The organism is Paraburkholderia humisilvae (assembly GCF_902859855.1).
Taxonomy (GTDB): domain Bacteria; phylum Pseudomonadota; class Gammaproteobacteria; order Burkholderiales; family Burkholderiaceae; genus Paraburkholderia; species Paraburkholderia humisilvae.
Map to the genome: position 1 here is coordinate 1 of NZ_CADIKH010000182.1, position 4,616 is coordinate 4,616.

Consider the following 4,616-nt stretch of genomic DNA (forward strand, 5'->3'; position numbering starts at 1 on the left):
GCTCATCACGCTGGTACCGTACGTGGGTTCGGGCTACATCATTGTGGACGGGGTGGCCAGTAACGACACGGCCGAGACGGTCGGTGGCGTGATGGGCCTGGGGCTGGACTTTGTGACCGACGGAGAGGGGCATCTGCTCACGCGCAGCCGTGTCGTGGGCCATTCAGCGCTGGCGGACGGGAAAGTTGCCTCCCGCACCTTCTCCCACCATGAAGTGCCAGCAGCCGTGCGAATGCAGGCGCAGCACAGTCTTGGCGCACTGAGAGACCTGGGAATGGATGACCGCGCACTGATGCTCACGGACAAGGCCGGGGAACACGGCAGCGTGGGCGACCCCTTTGCGCTGGTTGCGGCCCGCGAGGAAGCCGCTCCTTCAGGCGCGGAGATGCATCAACTGCTCGAACGACTCACGCCGGTACCGGAGGACAGGCGGCCGGTGGCGATGCGTCGGGCGGAGGGCGGGACATGGCAGGATCCGCAAACGCTGGCGCACTACGCGCAGATTGGAGCGAAGCTGTACCGGGTTGCAAAAGACGAAGCCGCGTCGACGGAAGGGTATGTGGTATGGAACCCGGTGGATGCTCATGGCGGCGGACGGGAGCGGACGATCCGTCTGGAAAACCGGGAGGGCCAGTGGCAGCAGGCCCGGAATGCTCCGGGTCTGAAGGGTGGGGCGCCTGAACCGCATCGCTTCCCCCAGCTGTCGGCGGATGAGGTGGACAACGAGCTCGCGAATCTGGACGACAGGCCGCATTCTGGCTCGCCGGTTGACGTTGCACCTCAAGGCTGGAGGGCGGACCCGGCAGGCACGGCGCTGGTTGACTGGGCCCACGCGGAGCAGGCGCGTGGACTGCCGCTTTCCCATGCGGAGCAGCAGATCCATGACAGCCTGAACGTGCCAGGGCGTCAACAGCCTGCCGCCCCTCTCCCGGGCAGCAGTCGCGCAAAGCCCCCCGCAAGGTTCGCTCCGACATTACCTGAACACATCGATCTGCTGAAGCATCTGCCTGAAGAACTGAATAAGGTATACCGCACTAACGTCAAGCGGTTCCTGGCGCATCTGGAAGAGCAGGGACAGTCATGGTCGCAACTGGTGCCCGCGGGCAGCGGTGCGGGTGCGCGTCCTGCTGCGCTGGAACAGGCAGTCAACGACGGGATCCGGCATCATGGCTTGCCGACCAACACGCGCGCAGCCATCAACCAGGCATTCGGGTTCAGGCTGCAAGGCGACATAAAAAAAGTTCGGCTTGCGCCCGATCTTCAGGAGCACAAGGATCTGCTGAAGGATTTGCCTGAAGAACTGGGTCCGACTTACCGCTCTAACGTCAAGTGGTTCCTGGTGCATCTGGAAGAGCAGGGACAGTCATGGTCACAACTGGTGCCTGCGGGCAGCGGTGCGGGTGCGCGTCCTGCCGCGCTTGAACAGGCCGTCAACGAGGGGATCCGGCATCATGGCTTGCAGCACAATACGCGAACTGCGCTCAACCAGGCCTTCGGGTTCAAACTGCAAGGGGACACAAGAAGAGTTCGGCTCGCGCCGGATCTTCAGGGGCACAAGGATCTGCTGAAAAATTTGCCTGAAGAACCGAGTCAGAGATACTACTCTAGCGTCAACCGGTTTCTGGTGCATCTGGAAGAGCAGGGACAGTCATGGTCTCAACTGGTGCCTGCGGGCAGCGGTGCGGGTGCGCGTCCTGCGGCGCTTGAACAGGCAGTCAACGAGGGGATCCGGCATCATGGCTTGCAACCTAACACGCGCGCAGCCATCAACCATGCCTTCGGGTTTAAGCTGCAAAGTAAAGCAGAAAAGCGGGGATAGTCCGGCCGACCGTGTCGCGACAACTGCGGGTGCCCCGTTTCGACGGACAGATCTGGGTTTGAGTTTAATGCGATGTGACACCATCCACCGTGGATGGATCGCGGGTTGTCCATTGGCGGGCGGCGGGTCGCCTGTCATGACCACGGCGCTGCCCGCCTGTGGGCAACCCGCGCAGCGATGGCATCTGATTTGCGCATAACGGTCTTCGAATTCGAGCGGCGAGCAATAGCCAATGCTGCCATGAAGCCGGAGGGCGTTGTGGCATCCCTCGAGGAAGGAGACGATGCGCCGGCGTACCTGTTCATGGGGCGCAACGTGTTTGCGCGAGAGCAGTTCGGCCTCCAGCGTGCCGAAGAACGACTCGCATATCGCGTTGATACGCATCACCGGCCGTGCCCATGGACGGCTGCACGCCGGCTTCGCGGCAACGCCGCCCAAAGGCAACGAACGTATACTGACACCTTGATCCGAATGTAGGGTCACGCCTTCGTGGCGTCACTGTTGCAATGCTATGTCCAGTGCCTGCCGAATTAGTTCGGTATGCGGATGATGTGATATCGACCAGCCCACGATGTGCCTGCTGAACGCATCGAGTACCACTGCCAGACATGAATCGGGCGTCGGTCGGCACGTAGGTCGCGTCAGCAACCCACAGCACGTTTGACGCGTGCGCAGTAAAGTGTCGCCGTACCAGGTCCGGCGCACGCGGCGCCCCCGCGCGTGGTCGTGTTGTGCGAGGCCAATCATGCCCGACGACTGGACACCCGACCAGGCGCTCCCCGTGTTCGAACTGCTTGACACTCCGCTCGCCGCGATCACCGACTTCTACGGGGACCAGCTACACGAGTTGCTGCGTGAACGGCATCAACCTGCTGTCGCTACCCCTAGTACTGACTACAACCTACCGTTGTGATCCCTGCGCCGTCATCACGCACAGCACCATGAAGGGGCCGATGGCCCCTTCATGGTTGACGGTTTCGCTCAATCTTGCGCCGCCATCAATAAGCGGTTTTACGCCGCCGCTAACAGCGGGTTAGGGCAAATCTTGAACCCCTATGCAACCTGTTACAGGCTGCCATTCGCTTGCTTCGCATTTGTACCTGCTTCCCAACAGTTCCCCTTGCGAGTCACTTACCTTGGTTCGATGCAAGGACACCTAGGCAGGGGGAATCAGGCTTACCCTGTTCCACGTAATTGACAGGAGCGGGTTGCTTCGAGCTGGAGCGGTTGCCGAGCAGGCCTTGCACCCCGCAGGAAAAGCGCCAGCTTTTCACGGCTTATACCACGCGAAGCGGTCTAGGCTATGGCAGGATGACGATAGCGCCGGCATTTTCCCGCCGTTCCGCCATCGTATGTGCATCCGCCACCTTGTCGAGTGTGAAGCGGGCAGATGACGAGGGCTTAATCCAACCGATGCGCAGCGCTTCAAAAACCGCATCGGCATTTGCTCGGAACGTTGCCGTGTCGGAATTATGGGGAAACACGGAAGGGCGCGTCAGAAACAGGCATCCTTTATTGTTCAGTATCTCAGGATCGATGGAGGGCGTTGGGCCGGATGCGGCGCCGAAGACCACAACGGTGCCGAACTTCGCGGCACAATCCAACGAGCCCAGAAACGTGTGTCGCCCAACGGAGTCATAGACGACATGCGCTTTGCGGCCGTCGCTGGCCGCAACTACACGCTCGACCCACCCTTCAGAGTTGTAGTTGATGGCATGGTCACAGCCCGACTCTCGTGCGATGCGGCATTTTTCGTCGGAGCCTGCGGTGCCGATGACGTACGCGCCCATAGCCTTCGCCCATTGGCAGAGAATTTGCCCTACACCGCCCGCTGCGGCATGAATCAGAACGATATCGCCGACCTTGACCGGATATGTCTTGCGCAGCAAGTACTCGGCCGTCATGGCTTTGAAGAAAACCGCTACAGCAGTCGGTTCGTCAAAGGAGCCAGGAATGCGAGTCAGCTTTGTCGCTTCAACATTGCGACGATCAGTATAGGCGCCAATTCCCGCATTCATATAGATGACGCGGTCGCCCACGCGAAAGTCCGCCACACCGTGGCCGACGCCGTCCACGATGCCAGCAGCCTCATGCCCCAGCCCGGTTGGCAAAGGTAGCGGATATTTTCCGGAGCGCTGATAGACGTCGATGTAATTGAAACCGATGGCGACCTGACGCAGTTGCACTTCGCCTGGTGCGGGCGGTGCGATCTGCTCCTCGCACAACTGAAGGACACTGGGGTCTCCGAATGCGTTAAGCCGGATGACGCGGCGAGTCGTTGCGGGTGTCAGCATACTTCGTCTCCTCAGGCTCTGTTTTGCCGGCCTCAGCATAACTCATAGTTACAAAGAAGTGCGATGCTCTACCACGAGCAGTTCGATAAGCGATTCGGTTCACGATAGAGGAGAGTGCCATGAACGAGGTCACGCTGATCGGTATCGATCTGAAGTTTGTCTTGTTCGGCAAGAACGGTTCACCCGAGGCGGTGGCCATCGACAAAAGCGGTTCCAATCTGGCGGCGCTTCACGCGATGACGGCGAGCGCGAGACGCCCACCAAGGTTCGGCAAGTCATGTATTTGAACAGCATGGTGGAGCAGGACCATCGGGCCGTCAAACGTCGCACTTGACCGATGCTCGGGTTCAAGGACTTTGACTGCGCGCGTGTCATTCTGAGCGGCATCGAAGTCAATGAAATGAACGCCTCCCACCCGTGAGCATTGGCGGCCGATAGAAGAAAAGGGGACCGTCACGGGCCGACGGCACAAGAGGCAGCCAATGCAAGATCATGTAGGTCTT

3 protein-coding genes and 2 pseudogenes are annotated in these 4,616 nt (G+C 60.3%); 3 read left to right on the plus strand and 2 right to left on the minus strand.

Annotation, left to right across the window (positions count from 1 at the left end):
• Window positions 1–1,819, plus strand: a 1,819-nt coding sequence (locus HV796_RS44970; RefSeq protein ID WP_246356343.1) for a hypothetical protein, incomplete at its 5' end; no start/stop codon positions are given.
• Between the two features lie 213 nt (window positions 1,820–2,032).
• On the opposite strand, the pseudogene HV796_RS46240 reads toward HV796_RS44970, so the two are convergent.
• Window positions 2,033–2,203, minus strand: a pseudogene (locus HV796_RS46240) (integrase core domain-containing protein); the annotation flags it as partial.
• Between the two features lie 361 nt (window positions 2,204–2,564).
• On the opposite strand from HV796_RS46240, the gene HV796_RS40315 reads away from it, so the two are divergent.
• Window positions 2,565–2,732: a hypothetical protein gene (locus HV796_RS40315; protein WP_175233294.1), complete on the plus strand. Its 168-nt coding sequence runs from the start codon at window positions 2,565–2,567 to the stop codon at window positions 2,730–2,732.
• A 388-nt stretch (window positions 2,733–3,120) separates the two neighbouring features.
• Here HV796_RS40315 and HV796_RS40320 read toward each other — a convergent pair whose 3' ends face one another.
• Window positions 3,121–4,113 (minus strand): quinone oxidoreductase family protein, encoded by a 993-nt coding sequence (locus HV796_RS40320; protein ID WP_175233295.1) that lies wholly within the window; start codon window positions 4,111–4,113, stop codon window positions 3,121–3,123.
• A 170-nt stretch (window positions 4,114–4,283) separates the two neighbouring features.
• On the opposite strand from HV796_RS40320, the pseudogene HV796_RS40325 reads away from it, so the two are divergent.
• Window positions 4,284–4,516: pseudogene (locus HV796_RS40325) on the plus strand (DDE-type integrase/transposase/recombinase); the annotation flags it as partial.
• Between the last annotated feature and the right edge of the window lie 100 nt (window positions 4,517–4,616).